Origin of the sequence: Paraburkholderia ginsengiterrae, from assembly GCF_001645125.1 — a bacterium.
GTDB lineage: Bacteria > Pseudomonadota > Gammaproteobacteria > Burkholderiales > Burkholderiaceae > Paraburkholderia > Paraburkholderia ginsengiterrae.
The window spans coordinates 19072-39353 of sequence record NZ_LXKA01000121.1; the positions used below are offsets into that span (position 1 = coordinate 19072).

Annotated in this window: 16 protein-coding genes; 15 read left to right on the top strand and 1 reads right to left on the bottom strand. The window is 65.1% G+C overall.

What is annotated here, in order from left to right; translation table 11 throughout:
* Positions 1–12 precede the first annotated feature (12 nt).
* Positions 13–2163 carry a serine/threonine-protein kinase gene (locus A6V37_RS10495; RefSeq protein ID WP_064285968.1) on the top strand — a complete coding sequence of 717 codons (2151 nt, stop codon included), beginning with the start codon at positions 13–15 and terminating at the stop codon, positions 2161–2163.
* A gap of 88 nt (positions 2164–2251) precedes the next feature.
* On the opposite strand, the gene A6V37_RS10500 is transcribed toward A6V37_RS10495, so the two are convergent.
* Positions 2252–2950, bottom strand: a complete 699-nt coding sequence (locus A6V37_RS10500; protein ID WP_064268145.1) for a hypothetical protein — start codon at positions 2948–2950, stop codon at positions 2252–2254.
* 376 nt (positions 2951–3326) lie between these two features.
* Here A6V37_RS10500 and tssA point away from each other — a divergent pair, with 376 nt between their 5' ends.
* The 14 genes from tssA (at position 3327) to tssK (ending at position 20281) form a co-directional block, all read left to right on the top strand.
* Positions 3327–4361, top strand: a complete 1035-nt coding sequence (tssA, locus tag A6V37_RS10505; protein WP_242665810.1) for a type VI secretion system protein TssA — start codon at positions 3327–3329, stop codon at positions 4359–4361.
* Between the two features lie 32 nt (positions 4362–4393).
* Positions 4394–4894 (top strand): type VI secretion system contractile sheath small subunit, encoded by a 501-nt coding sequence (gene tssB, locus A6V37_RS10510; protein WP_064285969.1) that lies wholly within the window; start codon positions 4394–4396, stop codon positions 4892–4894.
* A 27-nt stretch (positions 4895–4921) separates the two neighbouring features.
* Positions 4922–6412, top strand: coding sequence for a type VI secretion system contractile sheath large subunit (tssC, locus tag A6V37_RS10515; protein WP_064285970.1), 1491 nt, complete (start codon positions 4922–4924; stop codon positions 6410–6412).
* Positions 6413–6475: 63 nt separating this feature from the next.
* Positions 6476–6961 (top strand): Hcp family type VI secretion system effector, encoded by a 486-nt coding sequence (locus tag A6V37_RS10520; protein WP_064268141.1) that lies wholly within the window; start codon positions 6476–6478, stop codon positions 6959–6961.
* A 73-nt stretch (positions 6962–7034) separates the two neighbouring features.
* On the top strand, positions 7035–7850 hold the full coding sequence (locus A6V37_RS10525) for a type VI secretion system accessory protein TagJ (protein WP_064268140.1): 816 nt from the start codon (positions 7035–7037) through the stop codon (positions 7848–7850).
* Between the two features lie 7 nt (positions 7851–7857).
* On the top strand, positions 7858–8367 hold the full coding sequence (tssE, locus tag A6V37_RS10530; protein WP_064268160.1) for a type VI secretion system baseplate subunit TssE: 510 nt from the start codon (positions 7858–7860) through the stop codon (positions 8365–8367).
* Complete coding sequence (tssF, locus tag A6V37_RS10535; protein ID WP_064285971.1) at positions 8367–10244, top strand: type VI secretion system baseplate subunit TssF; 1878 nt, start codon at positions 8367–8369, stop codon at positions 10242–10244. The genes tssE and tssF overlap by 1 nt, the downstream gene beginning before the upstream one ends.
* Positions 10229–11335 (top strand): type VI secretion system baseplate subunit TssG, encoded by a 1107-nt coding sequence (gene tssG / locus A6V37_RS10540; protein WP_082904850.1) that lies wholly within the window; start codon positions 10229–10231, stop codon positions 11333–11335. Before tssF ends, tssG begins: the two co-directional genes overlap by 16 nt.
* A gap of 72 nt (positions 11336–11407) precedes the next feature.
* Complete coding sequence (gene tssH / locus A6V37_RS10545) at positions 11408–14080, top strand: type VI secretion system ATPase TssH (protein WP_064285972.1); 2673 nt, start codon at positions 11408–11410, stop codon at positions 14078–14080.
* Positions 14081–14103: 23 nt separating this feature from the next.
* Positions 14104–14493: a DUF4280 domain-containing protein gene (locus A6V37_RS10550; protein ID WP_064285973.1), complete on the top strand. Its 390-nt coding sequence runs from the start codon at positions 14104–14106 to the stop codon at positions 14491–14493.
* A 9-nt stretch (positions 14494–14502) separates the two neighbouring features.
* A complete protein-coding gene (locus tag A6V37_RS10555; RefSeq protein ID WP_082904848.1) occupies positions 14503–16488 on the top strand; it encodes a type VI secretion system Vgr family protein in 1986 nt (661 codons plus the stop codon).
* A 6-nt stretch (positions 16489–16494) separates the two neighbouring features.
* On the top strand, positions 16495–18177 hold the full coding sequence (gene tagH / locus A6V37_RS10560; RefSeq protein WP_064268135.1) for a type VI secretion system-associated FHA domain protein TagH: 1683 nt from the start codon (positions 16495–16497) through the stop codon (positions 18175–18177).
* An 89-nt stretch (positions 18178–18266) separates the two neighbouring features.
* Positions 18267–18869, top strand: a complete 603-nt coding sequence (gene tssJ, locus A6V37_RS10565; protein WP_064268134.1) for a type VI secretion system lipoprotein TssJ — start codon at positions 18267–18269, stop codon at positions 18867–18869.
* Positions 18870–18946: 77 nt separating this feature from the next.
* Entirely contained in the window at positions 18947–20281 is a 1335-nt protein-coding gene (gene tssK, locus A6V37_RS10570; protein ID WP_064285974.1) for a type VI secretion system baseplate subunit TssK, read from the top strand.
* Position 20282: the final 1 nt, after the last annotated feature.

Below are 20282 nucleotides of genomic sequence, written 5' to 3' on the forward strand. Positions count from 1 at the left end.
GCGGGAGCAGCAATGGAAGAGCTACAACAACTCGGCAGATATCAGATCCGGCGCGTGCTGGGACGCGGCGCGATGGGCGTCGTGTACGAGGGCGTCGATCCGAAGCTGAACCGGCCGGTCGCGATCAAGACCATTCTCAAGAGCCAGCTCGCCGATCCGGAGATGGCCGCGGAATATCAGGTGCGTTTCGAGCGCGAAGCGCAGGCCGTCGCGCGGCTGAATCATCCGCATATCGTCGGGGTGTTCGACTTCGGCGAAGAGAACAACGTCGCCTACATCGTCATGGAGCTGATTCGCGGCGAAGAGCTGAAGGCCTATTTCGACAAGGGCACGGCATTCGCCGTGAAGGACGCCGTGCGCATGACCGGCGAGCTGCTCGACGCGCTCGGCTATGCGCACGAGCAGGGCATCGTGCATCGCGACGTCAAGCCGGCCAACGTGATGCTCGATGCGCAATTGCGCGTCAAGCTGCCGGACTTCGGCGTCGCGCGCCTGTCGGACACCGGCAGCGATGGCACGCAGGCCGGCACGATGGTCGGCACACCTAGCTATATGTCGCCCGAGCAGGCGATGGGCAACCCGGTCGGCCCGCGTTCGGACATCTTCGCGGCGGGTATCGTGCTGTATCAGTTGCTGACGATGAAGCGGCCCTTCGTCGGCGATGGTCACTGGGCGGTGCAGCGGCAGATCATTCAGGACGATCCGGTTCCGCCGTCCGTGCAGAATCCGGCGCTCGATCCGGTGTTCGATGCGATCGTGTTCCGCGCCCTCGCGAAGAATCCCGAGGAACGGTATCCCTATGCGCGCGCCTTCAAGGAAGACCTGCAGCGCGCGCTCGCGGGCCAGGCCATCGACGAAGACGAAGCCACCATGCTGGCGGTCGCCGCGGCGCGCGCGCGGCCGCCTGGAGAAACCGGAGCGGCACGCGGCATACGCACCGCGAACGATTCGAGCGCGGTTGAGATCGAGTTCTGGAAGACGATCAAGGACAGCAACGACCCCGACGAATTCGAACTGTATATCGCGAAGTTTCCAAACGGGACCTATGCGGATCTGGCGCGGCGCAAGCTGGCGAAGCTCAATGGCGACGATTCGGCGGCATCGCGCACGGGGACTGGGCGCGATGCCGGGGGGGATGCGGGTACGCGGATCGCGTCGGGAGGGACGGGTGCGGCGGCAGGTTCCGCTGGGGGCGCGCCGGTCGAGAAGAGGCCCGGCAGGGGTGGCCTGATTGCCGTGGCGGCGTCGGCGGTTGTGCTGGCGGTGGGCGGCGGGGCGTATTTCATGCTTCGGCAGGGGACGTCCGGGCAGGCGGCCGGTGGCGGGACGGTGGCGCAGGTGTCGCCGCAGGGCGTGGTGAATCCGGCTTCGGGTGCTGCGGCCAGGCCAGAGAGCGCGTCATTGCCGCAGGAAGCCATCGCGCGAACGCAGACCTCTGCGGCGAGCGGCGCGAATGCGGCCAGCGCGACGAGTGTGGCGAACGCGGCCAGCGCTGCGAACCCGGCGAGCACGCCAGGTTCCACCGCTGCCGCCCAACGCGAAGCGGCTCGTCAGAAAGCCGCGTCCGCGGCCGAAGTGGATCGCCGCGCGCGCGAGGCGCTGGCGAAAAATCGCGGTGCCGATACCGTTGCCAACACGGGCAAATCGGCGAAACCGACCGCCGCGTCAACGGTGGCGTCCGTCGCCGCGTCGAACACGCGTGCGGCGACGCAAACTGCGGTACAACCCGCACCATCGCAGCCAGCGCAGCCGGTAGCGAAATCGGCCGCACCCGTCTCCGCACCCGTGAGCAATGCAGCGGCGCCACACGCAGCCTCAGCACCGGCGTCGACCCAGGCGGCAACGCCGTCAGCAGCGCCTTCGACATCCGCGCCGGCGCTCGCCGCCAAACCCGCCGACACCTCTCCGCCACCCGAACCCAAAGTGGCGCCGGCCGATCTGCTCGCGCAGGCCGCGAAGCTGCAGAACGAGGGCAAGCTCACCGACGCGGTTCGACTCTACAAACGTGCCGCTCGCAATGGCAGCGGCCAGGCTGCGAAACAGCTGGGCGATATCTATGGAAACGGCTCGGGCGACGTGCCGCGCGATTACGCGGAGTCGATCCGCTGGTACAACGTTGCGCGCACGGCGGGTGTGGACGTGCCGGATGTGAGCAAGCGGTAGAGGCTTGCGGCTTGCGTCCGGGCACGTCCTGCCTAGCGTGAGGTGTGATTCTCAAATCGATCAGGCATTGTCGTAATGGGCGACCGTTCTACGCCGTCTGCTTCTTCCTGGAGTCCCACATTTCAGTTTCACTCTTCACCTCCTGGCAGTTGTACACTTCCCACGCCGGAATCGGGAAACCGAGTTTTGCAGCCCACGACGTGGATGGGATGCCCGCGATGCTTGCAATCGCCTGTACCCAAGTTCCACAACTCTGACCGCCGAAGCTACCGATCAGGTTGAACTTCGGAGTGAGGTCCGCGTTCTTCCATTGTTTTTTTGCTTCTTCAAACGCCTTCCATCCCTCGCTGAAGTCGACCTTCCAGCTTCGATACTGTGCACCTTTCATAAAGTCTGATTCGGTGGCAGCGAGTTCGGATGCCGCAAACTCGGGTCCTCGACTGGTGCCGTCTGAATGCTTCGGCACCATTGCTCTTAGTCTCTCGATCCTGCCGTCCACGACATTCCAGGCGGATCCCGTGAGACCCAGTTCATGTGGAGCGGCAGATTGCCCGCGCACGGGGTAGAGATGGAACGCCTTGTGTTTGCGATAGCTAGCAGTGGATTCGAACCCGTGTCCCCATTCGAAAACGATAACTTGGTGTCCCAACACAAACGTGCCTTGGGAAACAATGGTAATCACCATTTCCCCGGGTTTTAGTGGATAGCCAGTGTAACGGCTGCGAAGACCGGTATCGGGGCCGTCTTTCCATGCAAGATCCGGATCAAGTTCCACTGCGGTGGGCATGAGTACCTCCTGACTGAGATTTAACCTCAGCGTCCCGGTCGGGGCGCCGGCCTTGGGTCGTGGCGTCGGCCAATTTGGTGTATGGAAAGGGTAAGCATGGCCGATCTGCGCTGCGTCAAGCTTCGTCGCGCTGGGTACCCGACTCGCAGGATAGAAAGTGCACGTTGCCATGACGTTTCCGCTCGCTTGAGCGTGACGCATCAAGGGTGTTTTGCTCGACCGAGGTAAGGCCGCTGTGTTTGGTGACACCACGAGTGGCATTCGTTCAGTCTGGTGCTGAATCCTACGAGAGGGCGTTTTGCAAGGTACGTCACGGAAACGTTTGGGAAACGCATCCTCTCAATAATTCACCCCACAATCCTACCAAGGGGTGAACGTGTTCGACGCCGATTCAATCCTCACTGAGTTGTCCGCGGACGCGCCTTGCGGCAGCAACCTCGAATACGACCCCGCGTTCCTCGCCTTGGAGGAACTCGCGAAGGGCAAGGAAGAGGCGCAGTTCGGCGCGACCGTGATCGCCGGCGAGCCGCCTGACTGGAAAGCGATACGCAAGGCGTGCGTGGAACTCTTCACGCGCACGCGTGACCTGCGTATCGCCATCCACCTCACTCGCGCGCTGCTCGAAACCGAAGGTATAGCCGGCTTCGCCGGTGGCCTCGTCGTCGTCGACCGTCTGCTCGACGAACAATGGGACCATCTTCATCCGCCACTCGATCCGGACGACGACAACGATCCGACCATGCGCGTCAACGCGCTCTCGACGCTGATCGATCCCTCCGCCGTGCTGCTCAAGCTCAAGACCGCGCCGCTCGTCGATGCGGGTCCGGCGGGACGCGTCAGCCTGCGCGACATCGAAATCGCCAACGGCGAAATACCGGCGCCCCAGGGCGAAGAAGCGCCGACCATGACCGCGATTGAAGGCATCTTCATGAACGTCGAACTCGACGTGCTGCAACGGTCCACGGCCGTGCTCGAAGAAGCCTGCACGCGCATCGACCATATCGAGTCGCAATTGACGCAGCGTGTCGGCGCCGCGAAAGCGATCGATCTCAGCGATCTCGCCAAACTCCTCAAACGCGCGCGCGATTTCGCGGCGCAGCGATTGCAGCGCCGCGTGCCTCAGGCATCGGAAGAGACGCCTGCCGACACCGGCGATGCGACCGGCGCGGCAGTCGAGGGCGGCGCCGTCGCCGCCGCGCGCAAAGACGAAATCACCGGCCGTGAAGACGTCACGCGCCTGCTCGACAAACTGTGCGCGTACTACGAGCGCTATGAACCGTCGAGCCCCGTGCCCCTGATGCTGCTGCGCGCGCGGCGCCTCGCGACGATGAGTTTCCTCGAAATCGTCGTCGAACTCGCGCCGGAAAGCATCGCGTCCGTCCGCCATGCCGGCGGCATTCCCTCGGAGTAATCCCAGCAACCCCTCGTAAGCGGAGAGTCATCGTGGCCAAGGAAAGCAGTCAGAAATTCATCGCTCGAAACCGGGCGCCGCGCGTCCAGATCGAGTATGACGTCGAGGTGTACGGCTCGCAGAAGAAGGTGCAGATTCCGTTCGTGATGGGCGTGCTCGCGGCCCTGTCGGGGCGGCCGGCCGATCCGCTCGCGCCGGTTGCGGATCGCAAGTTCCTCGAGATCGACGTCGACAACTTCGACGAGCGCATGAAGGCGACCCGCCCGCGCGTGGCGATCCAGGTGCCGAATACGCTCACCGGCGAGGGCAATCTCTCGGTCGACATGACGTTCGAGAACATGGAGGACTTCTCGCCCGCGGCGATCGCCCGCAAGGTCGGCTCGCTCAATCAGTTGCTCGAAGCGCGCTCGCAGCTCGCCAATCTGCTGACCTATATGGATGGCAAGACCGGCGCCGAAACGTTGATCGCGCAACTGCTCGAGCAACCGGCGCTGATGCAGGCGCTGACCTCGGCGCCGAAGCCCCAGGAATAAATCCCACCGCTACCGACGGAGTGTCACATGGCCGAGACCAGTACCGACTCACAAGCCTCGCCAGCAGGCGAGACCGTTGAGGTGAGCGAGTTCGCGAACCTCCTGCAAAGAGAATTCAAACCGAAGACCGACAAGGCGAAGGAAGCCGTCGAAGTCGCCGTGCGCACGCTGGCCGAACAGGCGCTGGCCGGCACGGCGCTGATTTCGAGCGACGCGCTAGCCACGGTGGGCGCGTTGATTGCGCAGATCGATAAAAAGCTCACCGAGCAGATTCATCATATTCTGCACAACGAGGAATTCCAGGCGCTGGAAAGCGCGTGGCGTGGCCTGCATTATCTGGTGAACAACACCGAGACCGACGAGATGCTGAAGATTCGCGTCTTCAACGTGTCGAAAAACGAACTCGGCAAGACGCTCAAGAAATACAAGGGCACCGCGTGGGACCAGAGCCCGGTGTTCAAGAAGATCTATGAAGAGGAATATGGCCAGTTCGGCGGCGAGCCGTTCGGTGCGCTGGTGGCCGACTATTACTTCGACAACACGGCGCCGGACGTTGAATTGCTGAGTTCGATGGCAAAAATCGCCGCGGCCGCGCACGCGCCGTTCATCAGCGCCGCCGATCCGACCGTGATGCTGATGGATTCGTGGCAGGAACTCGCCAATCCGCGCGATCTGACCAAGATCTTCCAGACGCCCGAGCACGCGGCATGGCGTTCGTTCCGCGATTCGGAAGACGCCCGCTATGTCGGCCTGACGATGCCGCGCTTTCTCGCGCGTGCTCCCTATGGCGCGAACACGAACCCGGTCGAGGAGTTCGACTTCGAGGAAGAGACCAGCGGCGACCCGAAGAATTACACATGGTCGAACGCCGCTTATGCGATGGCCGTGAACATCAACCGCTCGTTCAAGATGTATGGGTGGTGCTCACAGATCCGCGGCATCGAGTCGGGTGGCGCGATCGAGGGCCTGCCGGTGCATGCGTTCCCGTCCGATGACGGTGGCGTCGACATGACCTGTCCGACAGAGATCGCGATCAGCGACCGCCGTGAAGCGGAACTCGCGAAGAACGGTTTCATGCCGCTCATCCACAAGAAGAACACCGATTTCGCGGCCTTCATCGGCGCGCAATCGCTGCAGCGTCCGGCCGAATACGAGGATCCCGATGCGACCGCCAACGCCAACCTCGCCGCGCGTCTGCCGTACCTGTTCGCGACGTGCCGGTTCGCGCACTACCTGAAGTGCATCGTGCGCGACAAGATCGGTTCGTTCAAGGAACGCCGCGACATGGAGATCTGGCTGAACAACTGGATCGGCCAGTACGTGGAGAACAACCCGGCCACCGCCACCGAGGCCGACAAGGCGCGCAAGCCCCTTGCCGGGGCGGAAGTCGTGGTGGAAGAAGTCGAAGGCAATCCGGGCTATTACGGCGCGAAGTTCTTCCTGCGCCCGCATTACCAGCTCGAAGGACTGACCGTGTCGCTGCGGCTTGTCTCGAAGCTGCCCTCGGCCAAGAAGTAACCGGGTTCAACCGCACCGGCAGTCCGGTATTTATCGGGCCGCACTTTCATCAAGAGGAAAAAAATGATTCTCCTGAACTTCGCAACGCAGATCAAAGGCACCTCCAAGGTCGAAGGCCATACCGATTGGATTGCCGTCAACTCGCTTCAACTGGGCGTGGGCCGTGCCATCTCGACCAGCAGTGACGGCGCGACCGACCGCGACACGAGCAATCCGTCGTTCTCGGAAGTGACGTTCAGCAAGCCGACCGACATCTCATCGGCCGACCTGTTCGCCCAGTCGATCTACGGCAAGTCGCTCGGCAAGGCGGAAATTCACTTCATCCAGACGGGCGGGACCGACAAGAACGATCAGGTGTACCTGAAGATCGAGCTGGAGGAGGCGATCATCAGCAGCTACTCGCTGTCGAGCGGCGGCGATCGTCCGTCGGAATCGTTCTGCCTGAACTTCGCCAAGATCTCGTACCAGTACGACCAGTTCGACGGTGCGACCGTAAAGACGGGCACGCCGAAGAAGTGGGATCTGACCGCAAACAAGTCGTCGTATTAATCGCCAGCCGGCTATCACCGTTGCCCATGGCGCGGCATCCGCGCCGCGTCATGGGCCGCATACGGAACTTGCCATGACCACCCAGGAACTGTTGCGAACCGCCCAGCTCGACGACGCGCTTGCCGCCTTGACGCAGGAAGTCCGCGCCAATCCGGCCGATGCGAAAAGCCGGATCTTCCTGTTCCAGTTGCTCGCCGTGCTGGGACAGTGGGAACGCGCCAACACGCAGCTCACCGTGTGCGGCGAACTCGATGCAGGCGCGCTCGCGATGGTGCAAAGCTATCGCGAAGCTCTACGTTGCGAGGCACTGCGCGCGGAGGTCTTCGCGGGGCGGCGCGCGCCGGTGATCTTCGGCGAGCCCGAAGCGTGGATCGCAATGATGCTTGAAGCACTGAAGCACGATGCCGAAGGCCGCTTCGGCGAGGCGGCAAAGATTCGCCAGGACGCGCTCGAAATCGCGCCGGCCACGCGCGGCACGCTCGACGGCGCGCCATTCGAATGGATCGCCGACGCGGATGCACGTCTCGGTCCGTTACTTGAATTGATCGTCAACGGCCACTACTACTGGGTGCCGTTTCATCGGCTGAGCGAGATCGTGCTCGAAGCGCCCGCCGACCTGCGCGACACCGTGTGGATGCCGGCGCATGTGACCTTCGCGACGGGCGGCGAGAGCGTCGCGTTCGTGCCGACCCGCTACGACGGCACGCTCGGCGCGCACCGCGACGGCGACGTGCTGAAACTTGCGCGCCGTACGGAGTGGCTCGAACTGCACGAGGGCGTCTTCACGGGATTGGGCCAGCGCGTGCTGTCGACCGATGCCGGCGACTACGCGCTGATGGACGTGCGCCAGATTAAACTCGATGCCGCCTCCGCGGCACCGCTCGCGTGAGGCGACCATGGCCGAACTGACCGCCAAAGAGCGCTTGCAGCCTTCGCTGCTCGACCGCCTGACCGACGACGAGCCGCACAACACGCAGGAAGCGCGCGAGCGCCGCGTGCTGTCGATGCGCACGCTGCGCCAGGCGGTGTTGCGCGATCTCGCGTGGCTCTTCAACGCGAGCGGCATCGGCATCGTGCAGGACCTCGAAGCGTTTCCACTTGCGGCGCAATCGGTCGTGAATTACGGCATGCCGGATTTCTCGGGGCAGACGGCGTCGGGGATCGATATTGAAATGGTCGCGCGGCGTATGCGCCAGGCGATCTGGGATTTCGAGCCACGCATTCTGCGCAACACCGTGCAGGTGCGTCCGATCGCGTTCGATAAGAGCACGCACAACCAGCTGGTGTTCGAACTCGAAGGCGAGCTATGGGGCCAGCCTGTGCCCGAGCGCCTCTTTCTGAAGACCGAACTCGACCTGGAAATGGGCGAGATTCGCGTGACCGATTTCGACGCGGTGTTCTCCTGATGGATACGCGGCTCTTGCGCTATTACGAGCGCGAACTTCAACACTTGCGCGAAACCGGCGGGGAGTTCGCGCGTGAATTCCCGAAAGTGGCGGGGCGCCTCGGGCTGGAGAGCTTCGCGTGCGCGGACCCGTATGTGGAGCGCCTGCTCGAAGGCTTCAGTTTTCTGGCCGCGCGCGTGCAGATGAAGATCGACGCGGAATTTCCGCGCTTTACCGAACATCTGCTGGAACTGGTTTATCCGCATTATCTGGCGCCGACTCCGTCGATGGCCGTCGTGCAGTTCGCTCCCGACCTCGCCGAGGGCAGTCTCGCGGCAGGCTTCACGCTGCCGCGCGGCACGGCGCTCAAAAGCATTCTTGGCAAGAACGATCAGACCCCGTGCGAATACCGCAGCGCGCATGACGTCACGCTGTGGCCGCTGGAAATTGCGCAGGCCCAGTATTTCGCGCATGCGGGGGAGATTGGCGGCGTCGATTTCTCGCGCCTCGGCAAGGTGCGCGCTGTGCTCAGGTTGCGGCTGCGCGCCACCGCGGCGCTCGCCTTCAACGAGTTGTCGCTTGAACGATTGACCGTGCACCTGCGTGGCGCGGATGCCGTGCCTGGGCAACTCTACGAGCAGATCTTCAGCAATGCGCTCGCCGTGATCGCGATGCCCGCGCGAGCCAATGCGTCATGGCATGAGGTGATCGACCGCGCGCAACTGCGGCGCGTCGGCTTCTCCGCCGAAGAAGCGCTGCTGCCGCATGGGCCGCGTTCGTTTCACGGCTACCGGCTGCTGCAGGAGTATTTTGCGTTCCCGCAGCGCTATCAGTTCGTCGAGTTCGGCGGCCTCGCGCAGGCGGTGCGGCGCTGCCGGGATAACGAACTGGATGTGCTGGTGCTCTTCGACCGTTTGCAGCCCTCGCTCGAAGGCGGCGTCGGCACCCAGACCTTCGGCCTCTTCTGCGCGCCCGCGATCAACCTGTTTCCGAAGCGCGCGGATCGCATTCATCTCTCGAACCAGCAGGCCGAGTTTCACGTGATCCCCGACCGCACCCGGCCGATGGACTTCGAGATTCATCAGGTGCTGTCCGTGACGGGATATGGCAGCGGCAAGGACGAGGTGCAGCCGTTCCGCCCGTTCTACTCCGCCAACGACCTGATGAGCGAGCGCGAAGCGGGCGCGTACTACCAGGTGCGCCGCGCGCGCCGCGTGCAGTCCGAGCGGCAGCGGCGCCAGGGGCCGCGCTCGAGCTATATCGGCAGCGAGATGTTCGTGTCGCTGGTCGATCCGCTGGAGGCGCCGTATCGCAGCGATCTGCGCCAGCTCGGCGCCGAGCTGCTGTGCACCAATCGCGATCTGCCGCTGTCGATGCCGCTCGGTCTCGGCAAGACCGATTTCACGCTCGAAGCGAGCGCGCCCGTGCAGGCCGTGCGCTGCGTCGCGGGTCCGACCGCGCCGGCGCCGTCGTACGCGGAAGGCGAGGTCGCATGGCGCGTCGTGAGCCATCTGTCGCTCAACTATCTGTCGCTGCTCGATCAGGACGAGAAAGAGGGAGCGGTGGCGTTGCGCGATCTGCTGCGCCTCTACGTCGGCACCGCCGACACCGTTGGGCAGCGGCAGATAGAAGGTGTGCGCTCGATGTCGTCGCAGCCGGTGGTGCGGCGCATTCCCGGGCCGGGACCCATCGCCTATGGGCGCGGTTTGCAGATCGCCGTGACGATGGACGAGAACGCGTTCGAAGGCGCCGGCGTGTTTCTGTTCGGCAGCGTGCTGGAGCAGTTCTTTGCGCGCTACGCATCGCTCAATACGTTCACCGAGACCGTCGTGCGCTCGACCACGCGCGGCGACATCATGAAATGGCCGGCGAGGAGCGGACGATGCGAGATCCTCTAGCGTACGCCGCACCGCAAGCGTCCGACACAGCCGGCTCACCTGATGCGCCTGCCGTGACTGATGCACCGCACACGCCGCCTGCGGCTCATGAGCCTCACACGCGCCTCGCCGCGCTCGACGAAGCTCCGCGCGGCTTCGAGTTCTATGCGGCGCTGCGGCTGATCGAAGCCGCCTATCCCGGCAGCCCGCGCCTGGGCCGCTCGCAGCGCGTCGCCGACGATCCCGTGCGTCTCGCGCAAGCCGTCACGCTCGCGTTCGAGCCGGCCATGATCGAGAAGCTCGAATGGCGCGGCGGGTCAGCGCCGCGCCTCGAGGTCAACTTTCTCGGCCTGAGCGGTCCGAATGGCCCGCTGCCTTTGCATCTGACCGAGTACATCCGCGATCGCGTGCGCAATTCGTCCGACCCGACCATGGCGCGTTTTCTCGACGTGTTCCATCACCGCATGCTGTCGCTGTTCTACCGCGCGTGGGCGAGCGCGCAGCCGTCGGTCAGCCTCGACCGGCCCGATGCGGACCGCTTCGCGGGCTACATCGCTTCGCTGATCGGCACCGGCATGGCTTCGCTGCAGCATCGTTCGGCGCTGCCCGAGGTCGCCAAGCTGCACTACGCGGGCCGTCTTGCCGATCAGCGCCGCAACGCCGAAGGGCTCGCCGCGCTGCTGGCCGACTTCTTCGGCGTGGCGGTGCGCGTCGAGCCATTCGTCGGGCACTGGATGCGCCTGCCCGCCGATGAACGCACGCGTCTGAAGTCCGGCATCGCCGCCGAGCGGCTGGGCGTCAGCACGGTGCTCGGGAGCGCCGTGTGGAACGTGCAGCACAAGTTCCGCTTGCGCATCGGGCCGCTCGACTACGAGCAATTCCGCGCCTTCCTGCCAGGCGGCGCGAACCTGCGGCGCCTGATCGACTGGGTGCGCCAGTACGTCGGCGACACCCTCGCGTGGGATGTGCGCCTCGTGCTGAAAAAGGAGCAGGTGCCGCGTTTGCGGCTCGGCCGCACCGCGCGGCTTGGTTATACGACCTGGGTCGCCGGCCAGTTGCTCACTCGCGACGCAGAGCAGTTGTTGTTCGATCCGGTTGCTGCGCACTCCTGAGGCCGCCGCCTTCCATGAAGCGATGCAGAACCTTTCCCGCAACCTGAGCAACCCCACGCTCACGAGGAACTCATGGCTGAAATCAGTCGCGTCGCGCTGTTCGGAAAACTGAACGGGCTCGCCTATCGGGCGATAGAAAGCAGCACGGTGTTCTGCAAGCTGCGGGGCAATCCCTATGTGGAGCTTGCCCACTGGATTCATCAGATCCTGCAATTGCAGGACTCGGACCTGCATCGCATCATCCGCCATTTCGACATCGACGCCGCCGTGCTGGCGCGCGATCTGACCGCGGCGCTCGACCGCCTGCCGCGCGGCTCGACCTCGGTGACCGATCTGTCGTCGCAGGTCGAGGAGGCGGTCGAGCGCGCGTGGGTGTACGGCACGCTGATGTTCGGCGAATCGCAGGTGCGTACCGGCTATATCGTGGTCGGCCTGCTGAAGACGCCGCGCTTGCGCCATGCGCTGTACGCGGTCTCGCGGCAGTTCGAGAAGGTGAAAAGCGAAACGCTCGCGGATGCCTTCGATGAAATCGCCGGTGGCTCGCCCGAGGCGAACCTTGGGGCGACTGATAATTTTCAGGCGGGCACCGCGGCGCCCGGCGAAGCAAGCGGCGCGCTCACGCCCGCCGCACTCGGCAAAGGCGAAGCGCTCAAGCGTTTCACGCTCGACCTCACCGAGCAGGCGCGCGGCGGCAAGCTCGACCCGATCGTCGGCCGCGACGAGGAAATCCGCCAGGTGATCGATATCCTGATGCGCCGCCGCCAGAACAACCCGATTCTTACGGGCGAGGCGGGTGTCGGCAAGACGGCGGTGGTCGAGGGCTTCGCACAGCGCATCGTGGCGGGCGACGTGCCGCCGCAATTGCGCGACGTGCGGCTGCTGACACTCGACGTCGGTCTGCTGCAGGCGGGCGCGAGCATGAAAGGGGAGTTCGAGAACCGCCTGCGCCAGGTGATCGAAGAGGTACAGGCCTCGGAAAAGCCGGTGATTCTTTTCATCGACGAGGCGCATACGCTGGTGGGCGCGGGTGGTGCAGCCGGCACGGGCGACGCTGCCAACCTGCTCAAGCCGGCGCTCGCGCGCGGCACGCTGCGCACCGTGGCGGCGACCACCTGGGCCGAGTACAAGAAGCACATCGAGAAAGACCCCGCGCTCACGCGCCGCTTCCAGGTCGTGCAGGTGCCGGAGCCGTCGGAAGAGAAAGCCTTGCTGATGATGCGCGGCATTGCCTCGTCGCTGGAAACGCATCACCGTGTGCAGATTCTCGATGAAGCGCTCGAGGCCGCCGTCAAACTGTCGCACCGCTATATCCCCGCACGGCAACTGCCGGACAAGGCCGTCAGCCTGCTAGACACGACCTGCGCGCGCGTGGCGGTCAGTCAGCACGCCACGCCCGCCACGATCGACGACGCGCGCAAGCGCATTGCCGCGCTCGAAACCGAACTGGCGATCATCGGCCGCGAGACGGCGGTCGGCGTCGATACGCTGGAGCGCGAAACGCTCGCCACCCAGAAGCTGGTGGCCGAAAAGGCGCGCCTCGCCGAACTGGATGCGCGCTGGCAAACCGAAAAGGCGCTGGTCGAGCGCATCCTCGAATTGCGCGGCAAGCTGCGCGACGCGACCGGCAAGGTCGAGGGCGCGCAGGACAACGGCGAAGCAGCAACGTGGCTCGCACAACTGAAAGACTTGCAGGCGCAACTCGCCGAGCACCAGGGCGAGACGCCGCTGATTCTGCCGAGCGTCGATCAGGAGGCGGTCGCGTCGGTCGTGCAGGACTGGACCGGCATTCCGGTCGGCCGCATGGTGAAGAACGAAATCGAGAACGTGTTGAAGCTAGCGGACACGCTGTCGCAGCGGATCATCGGCCAGCGCCACGCGCTCGACATGATCGCGCGCCGCATCCAGACCTCGCGCGCGGGGCTCGACAATCCGAGCAAGCCGATCGGCGTGTTCATGCTGGCCGGCACCTCGGGCGTCGGCAAGACCGAGACCGCGCTCGCGCTCGCCGAAGCACTGTATGGCGGCGAACAGAACGTCATCACGATCAACATGAGCGAGTACCAGGAGGCGCATACGGTTTCGTCGCTCAAGGGGGCGCCGCCGGGATATGTGGGCTACGGCGAGGGCGGGGTGCTGACCGAGGCGGTTCGGCGCCGGCCCTACAGCATCGTGCTGCTCGACGAAGTCGAAAAGGCGCACCCGGATGTGCACGAAATCTTCTTCCAGGTCTTCGACAAGGGCTGGATGGAAGACGGTGAGGGTCGCGTGATCGACTTCAAGAACACGCTGATCCTGCTGACTACTAACGCCGGCACCGATCTCATCACGAGTCTATGTAAGGATCCCGAACTTATGCCAGACGCCGAGGGCATCGCCAAGGCCTTGCGCGAGCCGTTGCTGAAAGTGTTTCCACCGGCGCTGCTCGGACGGCTCGTGACGATCCCGTACTACCCGCTCAACGACGAGATGATCGGCGCGATCATCCGCCTGCAGCTGGGGCGGATTGCACGGCGCATGGCGCAAAGCCACAAGGTGCCGTTCACCTACGACGACGAAGTGGTGCGTCTGATCGCGAGCCGCTGCACGGAGCTCGAAAGCGGCGGCCGGATGATCGACGCGATTCTCACCAACAGTGTGCTGCCTGCCATCAGCGGCGAATTTCTCACGCGCCTGATGGACAGCAAGCCCGTGCGGCGGGCGCATATCTCAGTGGTGAACGGCGAGTTCGGCTATGCGTTCGATTAGTTTGACCAAGGAGCGAGGCAATCATGGCTAGCCAGGTCTCGATGGGCGCGACCCTTCAGTGCTCGTTCGGCGCGGCGCCGTCGAGCCTGGTGGTGCTGCCCAAAAACAAGGTGCTTGCGGAGGGGCCGCCCGCCGCCAACATCATGGATCACATTCCGCTCGTGAACATCATGCCTTTCGGCATGTGCAGCGCGCCTTCCAATCCGACGGTGGCAGCGGCGACCACGGCCGCGCTCGGCGTGCTGACACCGATGCCCTGTGTGCCGGCCACGGCTTCGCCGTGGACGCCCGGCGCGCCGACCGTGACGATCGCGAATATGCCGGCGCTCGATAACACGTCGAAATGCCTGTGCAACTGGGGCGGCGCGGTGAGCATCGTTATGCCCGCCACCACCAAAACCATGATTCCCTAGAGGCGACGCGTGGCAACCTTGGCGACCACTCAGAAATATCGCCCGTGCGGCGTGTCGAGCCCGCTCGGCGAAGACGTGCTGCTGTTCGCCGGCATGACCGGCAGTGACGAACTCGGCCAGCTCAGCGAGTACCGGCTCGATCTGCTGAGCGAGAACGATTCGATTGCGCTCGCGGACATTCTCGGGCACCCGATCGGTGTGCGCCTCGGCAGGCCGGGCGGCGGCGAGCGCTATTTTCACGGCCACGTCACGCAGTTTTCGCATACCGGCTGGCGCGGCCGCTACGCCACGTATCAGGCGACGCTGCACCACTGGCTATGGTTTCTCACGCGGGCGAGCAACTGCCGCGTGTTCCAGAACAAGACCGTGGTCGAGATCATCAAGGCGGTGTTCGCCGACTATCCGGCGACCTTCGAAGCATCGCTCTCGGCGACTTACGACGCGCTGCCGTACTGCGTGCAATACCGCGAGACGGATTTCGCGTTCGTGAGCCGTTTGATGGAGAGCGCCGGCATCTACTACTTCTTCAGGCAGGACGAGTCGAGCCACACGCTCGTGCTCGCCGATTCATACGCCGCGCACGACTGGCTCGACGGGTACCGTTCGATTCGTTTCGTGGCGGGCGGCGGGGGCATGCGCGGCAGCGAGTGCATCGGCGAGTGGGCGGTGCGCGGCACGATGCAGACGCACGAGCAAAGCGCGAGCGACTTCAATTTCGAGATGGCGACCAACCGCACGAGCAGCATTCCGCTCGCGCAGGCCGCGATGCAGACGGATTACGAGAACGGCAGCGCCGTGGGTTTCGATTATCCGGGCGGCTTCGCGACGAGCGCGGCGGCGGAGACGGTGGTGCGCACGCGTCTCGAAGCGTTGCAGGCCCAGGTGCTGCGGATCAGCGGCGGCACCAACGCGTGCGGGATGGCGCCGGGCGGATTGTTCAATCTGACGGATCATCCGCGAGCCGATCAGAACACCGGTTATCTCGCGGTGGGTGCGCGATATGAGATTACGTACAGCGGCTACGATCCGGGTGGCGGCGCGGACGGTCTGCAGTTTCTCTGCACCTTCGACGCACTCGACAAAACCTACGCGTTCCGTCTGCCGCGCGTCACGCCGAAGCCGGTGGTGCGCGGTCCGCAGACGGCGTTCGTGACCGGCGCGAGCGGCGAGGAAATCTGGACCGATCAGTATGGCCGCGTCAAGGTGCAGTTCCACTGGGACCGCTCGGGCGTGAGCGACGAAAACAGTTCGTGCTGGGTGCGCGTGGCGCAGTCGTTCGCGGGCAAGCGCTGGGGCGCGCTGTTCGTGCCGCGCGTCGGCCAGGAAGTGGTGGTCGAGTTTCTCGAGGGCGATCCCGACCGGCCGCTCGTCACCGGCACCGTCTACAACGCGGGCATGATGCCGCCGTATGCGCTGCCGGGGCAGGCGACGCGTTCTGCAATCCGGACCAATTCGTCAAAAGGCGGCGGCACCTACAGCGAACTGCGCTTTGACGACAAGGCCGGCAGCGAGCAACTGTTCCTGTTCGCGGGCCGCAATCAGGACAACACCGTCAAGAACGATTCGCTCGAGTCGGTCGGCAACGACCGGCATCTGTCGGTGACCGGCAACCACTATGCGAAGGTGGCGGGCGACCGGCACGACACTGTCACGGGTTCGCACAAGGGCAAGATCGGCGGCACCTTGTCGCTCGATGTCGGCGCCGATACGCAGCACAAGTCGGCCACTAATCTCGCGCTGACAGCGGGTGAAAAAATCGACCTGAAGGCGGCGACCATCACGCTCGAGGCGGATCAGACGCTGACGCTCAAGGTGGGCGGCAGCTCGATCGTACTGTCGGCGAGCGGCATTTCGATCGCGGGTGTGCAGATCGCAATCGACGGCTCGGCCATGGTCAATATCAACGGCGGCGGCGGGGGCGGCGGAGCTTCCGCGCAAGCGGCCTCGCCCGAAGCACCCGATGCGCCCAAGGAGGCCGACGATGGCACGAGGTAACCCGTCATGTTCCTGATTCTGCGCGTCGAAACCTATCGCAACGCGCCGGTGGCCACGCCGCTCGAACGCAAGTTTGGCGTGGACGGCGGCACGATTGGCCGCTCGAGCGACAACGACCTTGTGCTGGAGGATCCGGACAAGCTGATCTCGCGCGCGCATGCGCGCATTGAGTTTCGCGACGGCAACTTCCTGCTTCAGGATGTCGGCAGCAATCCGAGCGTGCTGAACGGCAAACCGCTGGGAGGATCGCGCCAGGCCCGGCTCGCGCATGGCGACGACCTGGCGGTCGGCGAGTATGTGCTGAGCGTCATCGAGCAGGCAGAGACCCCGGTCCCGGCAGCCGCGCCGGTCGCGCCCGTTGCGGTGGGGGCGACGCTCGACGATCTGCTCGGCGCGCCGGGCGTGGCGCCTTTGCCTGATCCGCTGGCGCGTCCGGCGGGGCTCGACAAGCTGCAGATCGGAAGCGGTCCGGCGGACGATCCGCTTGGCTTGAACGGGCCGCTCATCCCGAACGCGGGGCCGCTGGCCGACGTGTTGTTCGGCGGAGCGTCGATTCAACCCACGCCGGGTTATACGGGGTCGATGGGCACCGCTGCGGCGCCGGAGTCGCTGCCGTTTGCTACCACACCGATCGGGATTCCTGCCGATTACGATCCGTTTGCGGATTTGGGGCGGGGTGGTCATGCAACGGCTGCCGTTGAGCAAAAACCGGCGCAGATGAGCGCGACGCGCGAAGCGCCGGTTGTGGCGCCGGTTGCAGCGCGGGTGATGTTGCCCGAGTTCACGATTCTTGGGCGTTCGGGTTCGGGTTCCGTGTCGGGAGCTGTTGCGCAGCAGGTCGTCCAAACGCCGCCGGTATCGCAAGCGCCGCAGGCTTCCCCTGTGCCGGATACGCCGCAAGTGCGACAGACACAGCCGGCTTCAGGCATACCGCAGGCGCAGGAGCCGCCCCAGGTGCAAGCGGCGCCTCAAGTAGCACCGGCTTCGCAAACCCAATCCGTGCTGTCCGCGCCGCAAGCGCAAACGGCGCAGCCATCGCAACAAGCGCAACCGGCCCCCCAACCACAAGCCACCGCACCCGGCAAGCCAGTCTCCAACGACGACGCTGTCTTCCATGCCCTCCTTAAAGGCCTCGGCGTGCCCGACCTGCCACGCGGCTCGCGCAGCGCGACCGATCTCGCCGAACTCGTCGGCCAGATGCTGCGCGAGGCGCTCGGCGGCACGATCGACGTGCTGATGGCGCGCGCGCTGACCAAGAAGGAAATCCGCATCGACATGACGGTGATCGGCGTGCGCGACAACAACCCGCTGAAATTCTTCCCCGACGTGGACAGCGCGCTTACGCAGATGCTGTCGGGCCGTGGCGCGGGATACCTGCCGCCGCTCAAGGCGATCTGGGCGTCGTTCGACGATATCAAGGCGCACGAACTCGCGATGGTGGCCGGCATGCGCGCGGCGCTCCTCGACGTGCTCAAGCGCTTCGATCCGGCCGCGATCGAACAGCGCGTCGCCGCGCCGAGCGTGATGGACAAGATGCTCGGCGGCAACCGCAAGGCGCGCATGTGGGATCGGCAGGTCGAGATGTACGACGAAATGGTGCGCGAAGCCGACGACGATTTTCAGCGTCTGTTCGGCGAGCGCTTCGCCAGTGCTTATGAAGACCAGATCGGACGCATGCGCACCAAATGAACAAGCCCTCACGATCGCGCCCGGCTCGCCGTGTGCGGACAAGCCTGAAGACAGACCCGGCCACTCAGGGAGATGGGCCAGCGGGCGCCTTGCCCGCACCGCCTGCGCGGTCCACGCTCGTTGTGCGTCGGCGCGTGCTTGGTCTCGGCGTGGCGAGCGCATTGCTGGCCGGTTGCAGCATGCTCGACAAGCTGCCGCTGATCGGCTCGGCCAAAAAACCGCCGCCCGCGCCCGCGGCGCCACCGCCCGCGAGCCCGCCGCCACCGCAGCTCGTCGACGTCGCCCTCGAGGCCGCGCCCGGACTGAACCCCGATACGAGCGGGCGGCCGTCGCCGGTGGTGGTGCGCCTGTATCAGCTGAAGTCGGCCGGCAAGTTTGCCAACGCCGATTTCTTCGCGCTGTTCGATCACGACGCCACTTTGCTCGGCGCCGACCTGCTGGCACGCGAGGATCTCGACATCGCGCCGGCGGCGAATCGAACCGTCGTGCTGGAGCGCGCCAAAGACGCGCGGCAGTTCGCCGTGCTCGCGGCCTATCGCGATGTCGACTCGGCGCACTGGCGCGCGGTCGTCGACGTGTGGCCGGCGAACGTCAAGCGTTTCGACGTGCGGCTCGATGCGCTGGGCGTCGCGGTCACGCCGGCCGCCGCCGCGCCAGTCGACCACGCGGCGTCGCAGCCGAAGCCTTCGTAGCACGCATCGGTTGTGCCAGATAATCAGGAAACCGAACGTATTCGCTAATCGACGCCTAACTGGAGTCACCACACGCGATGTCCTGGAACAACAAAGTCATCTGGTCCGAGGGGATGTTTCTGCAACCGCAGCATCTCCAGCAGCACGACCGCTATCTGCACGCGCTGGTCGAGTCGCGCGCGGCGGGGCTCAGGCCCTACGGCTGGGGCTTTACGACGCTCAGGCTCGACGACGCGCAGCTCGCGCTCGGCAAGCTGGCGATTCGCGAGTGCGCGGGCGTGCTGCCCGACGGCACGCCGTTCGCGTTGTCCGCCGACGATGCGCCGCCGCCCGGCATCGACATTCCCGACGACGCCCGCAACGCGCTGGTCGTGCTGGCATTGCCGGTGCGCCGCGCGGGCATACCGCGCGCCGCCGCCGCGCCCGCGGCTGACAGCTTCGCGCGCTACGGCACGGTCGAATACGAAGTGACCGACAGCAACGCCGACGGCACCGGTGCCGCGCTCCTGCAGATCGGCAAGCTGCGCCTGAGGCTCGCGTTCGAATCCGAAGTGGTGAACGCGCACGCGTGCCTCGGCGTCGCGCGCGTGATCGAGCGGCGCGCCGATAACCAGATCGTGCTCGATGCCGACTACGCACCACCTTGTCTGGACTTCCGCGTGGCGCCACGGCTCGCCGCTTTCGCCGATGAATTCACGGGCCTCCTGCGCCAGCGCGGCGAAGCGCTCGCGAGCCGGCTCACGGCGCCGGGCACTGGCGGCGCGGCGGAGATTCAGGACTTCCTGCTGTTGCAACTCATCAATCGCGCCGAGCCGCTGGTGAGCCATCTCGCGACGATGACGGGCCTGCATCCCGAGGAACTGTATCGCGTGGCCGTGGCGCTGGCGGGCGAATTGTCCACCTTCTCGCAAGCGGGCAAACGGACCGCGCAGTATCCCGTGTACCGCCATGACCGGCTGGCAGACACCTTCATGCCGGTGATCGCCGATCTTCGGCAGTCGCTCAGCATGGTGATGGATTCGGCCGTCGTGCCGATTCCGCTCGAAGCCCGCAAGTTCGGCGTGCATGTCGCGGTCGTGGCCGACACGGAGCTGCTCCGATCCGCCACTTTCGTGCTGGCCGTCAACGCACAGATGCCCGCGGAAACGGTGCGCAACAGCTTCATGCAGCAGGTCAAGATCGGGCCGGTCGAAAGGATCCGCGACCTCGTCAATCTGCAGCTTCCCGGCATCGCGCTGCGCGCGCTGCCGGTCGCGCCCCGGCAGTTGCCGTTTCATGCCGGCTTCACGTACTACGAGCTCGACCGCGGCAACGATCTGTGGAAGCTGCTGCCGACCTCGGCAGGCTTCGCGATGCACGTGGCCGGGGATTTTCCAGGCCTGCAGCTGGCGCTCTGGGCCATCAGGAGGTAGC